The organism is Clostridium thermobutyricum DSM 4928, assembly GCF_002050515.1.
GTDB classification, from domain to species: domain Bacteria; phylum Bacillota; class Clostridia; order Clostridiales; family Clostridiaceae; genus Clostridium; species Clostridium thermobutyricum.
This window is the reverse complement of record NZ_LTAY01000098.1, coordinates 1-2,593: the sequence shown is the minus strand read 5'-3', so window position 1 is coordinate 2,593 and position 2,593 is coordinate 1. Positions and strand designations below refer to the sequence as shown.

Below are 2,593 nucleotides of genomic sequence, written 5' to 3'. Positions count from 1 at the left end.
GATTTACAATATATAAATGTATTTCTGAATATAACAAAAGAGTTCAAGAAAATGTTGAAATTGCAATTAATGAAATTAATACAGCTCCAGATTTAAAAAAAATACAATTAAATAATAAATATAACAAAGATATATATGCAGCAATTGTAATAAAAGGAGTATCACAAGTAAAAGGTATTATTGCAAATGAAATTTTAAATCTAAATTTTACTGGATTTTACGCATTTCAAAATGTAAATAATGAATTTTCTAGTGAATGTAATCTTACTAATAAATTAAATAATGCTTTAAAAATGAAAATGATAAAGAACTTTGAAGATTATATAAATGAAGGAAATATTAAATTAAATATACCTGCAATAGAAAAGGAGTTAGGTGTTAAAAGTGAAAAAGATATTTTTGTTTCAGCTAAAGTTGTAAAAAATAAAGAGCCTAATCTACCTAATAGAAATATTTATATAGATCCTAAAATAGCAATGCTAAAAGGGATTAAGATGCCTAACTACAATGGGGGATATCTAGAAATAGTATTTTTAAATAAAAATAATGTAATTAATTATTTAAATAAGGCTAACCAAAATCAAGGGTCAGAACAATATAAAGTATCTAATGATAATATAAGTGGATTTGATATATTATTAGCTTATATTTGGATGAATAATTCATATACACCATTGTACTTCACAGATACACCACTATATTCAGGAAATTCAGGATGGACCGTTATAGATAAATATAATAATAAGAATAGCAATGGAGAAGAAGAAGAGCCAGATATAAATACTAATAGTACAACAAGCTCAGATATAGAAGAAGAGGCTGAAAGTAGTAATTCCAATAATATATCTAATACATCTAATTCAAATGAAGATGAAAATAATAGTGCTTCAAGCTCTTCCAGTATAGAAGAAAGTTCAGGTTCTAGTAATAGTTCATCATCTAGTATAAGTTCAGAAGAAGAGGAGAACTCATCTAGTTCATTCTCATCTTGCAGTGATGATGATGATTAAATAATGCAATCTCAATAAAATAATTTATAAAATTGATGTGATAGAGTTTTTTATTGTGAAAGTCAAGATGTTAAAAATGTGAAGGAAGAAAATTATGCAAGATATAGATAAAGAAGAATATACAAAATCATTAGAAAACTTATTGTGATATTGAAAGTGTACTGTTAAAGTTAGCTAATGAAGAACATAATAGAGCATTTGGGGAAGCCACTAGAATACAAGGAATGAATAATAATATCATCAATATTTCCAAAATAGGGAATATGAAATTTGAGCAATCTATTTATAGATTTAAATAAGTTTTTGAAGATATAAATAGTAAGAATATAAATAATATTTATAAACAAATATAATATATTAAAATTAATATTTTAAATATTTTGAGGTGTTTAGATTGAATGACAAAATTATTTTAAAAATAAAAAAACTATTGGCTCTAAGTGAAAGCAGTAATGAAGGTGAAGCTAAATCAGCTTTACTTAAGGCTCAAGAGCTACTTATAAAAAATAAATTATCTATAAAAGAAGTAAAAGAGTTTAGACAATATAATAGTAATATAAAAGAACATATAAGCCAGGTGTCTTTTACAAAGGCAAAATGGAAAGCTAAATTAGCAAAAGTTATAGCTGAAAACTTTGGATGTTATTATTACTTTAGGACTAGAAGAACTCACAAAATAGTTTTCTTTGGAAGAGAAGAGGATATATTGGTATGTAATATAGTTTTAGAGTATGCAGTAGACTGCATAAATAGCAAAGTTAGAAAATTAAGATATGATTATAATAAAAATGGATATAGCACTAGAGGATTAGAAAATGATTATGCATTAGGATTTATAGAAGGTCTTGACTATATGTTTGAAGAACAAAAAAGAAAAAAACAAGAATGGGGGTTAGTGATACAAAAAGATCCAGAGGTTGTTGATGCCCATAATCAAATAAAATTCGCCAAAACAATAAATACAAATACTTCATTCGAAGGTTTTTCTGAAGTATATTCAGAAGGATGTAAAGATGGTGAAAATTTTAGTATTTCAGATAAGATTGCAGAAGGGACAAACGAGGAAGAAATAACTTTAATTGAATAAATAATGAATTAAAATCTATAATAATTTTAATATTAGAAATGGCTATGTGTATGGGGATATTTGGAATTGGAATAAGTTTATTATTTTATCTTATTGATAAACTTTATGTTTATATGTAAATTATTATAAATACTCTATTAATTGGATTATATCTTTTGATATTTAAGAAAGGATTATATTAAATGAACTTACATAAAAGAAAATTACTAGAAGGTATTTTTATTTTAGTAACCCTAATATCATATATATTAATTGCAAGTGGAACAATCTACAATAAAATAAATTATTGCTATATAGGATTTATATAATAAGAGGGTTAATTATCCTATAAAATTTTTCTATATAAAATATTATTCTTAAAAAAGAATAATAAAAAAGCTATAAAATCATTATGTTAATTTTATAGCTTTTTTATTGGATTTTATAATTATATGAAATATGTCTCATATATTTTAAGGAAAAAATTTCACAACAATATTATATCAAAACATACAAA

General features: G+C 23.7%; 2 protein-coding genes. Both read left to right on the top strand.

Annotated features, from left to right (window positions below; all coding sequences use genetic code 11):
• Positions 1-1,010, top strand: a 1,010-nt coding sequence (locus CLTHE_RS16820; RefSeq protein ID WP_207651212.1) for a hypothetical protein, incomplete at its 5' end; no start/stop codon positions are given.
• A gap of 394 nt (positions 1,011-1,404) precedes the next feature.
• The gene (locus CLTHE_RS15010; protein WP_080024111.1) at positions 1,405-2,097 is read left to right on the top strand and encodes a DUF2786 domain-containing protein; all 693 of its coding nucleotides are present in this window, start codon (positions 1,405-1,407) and stop codon (positions 2,095-2,097) included.
• Positions 2,098-2,593 lie beyond the last annotated feature (496 nt).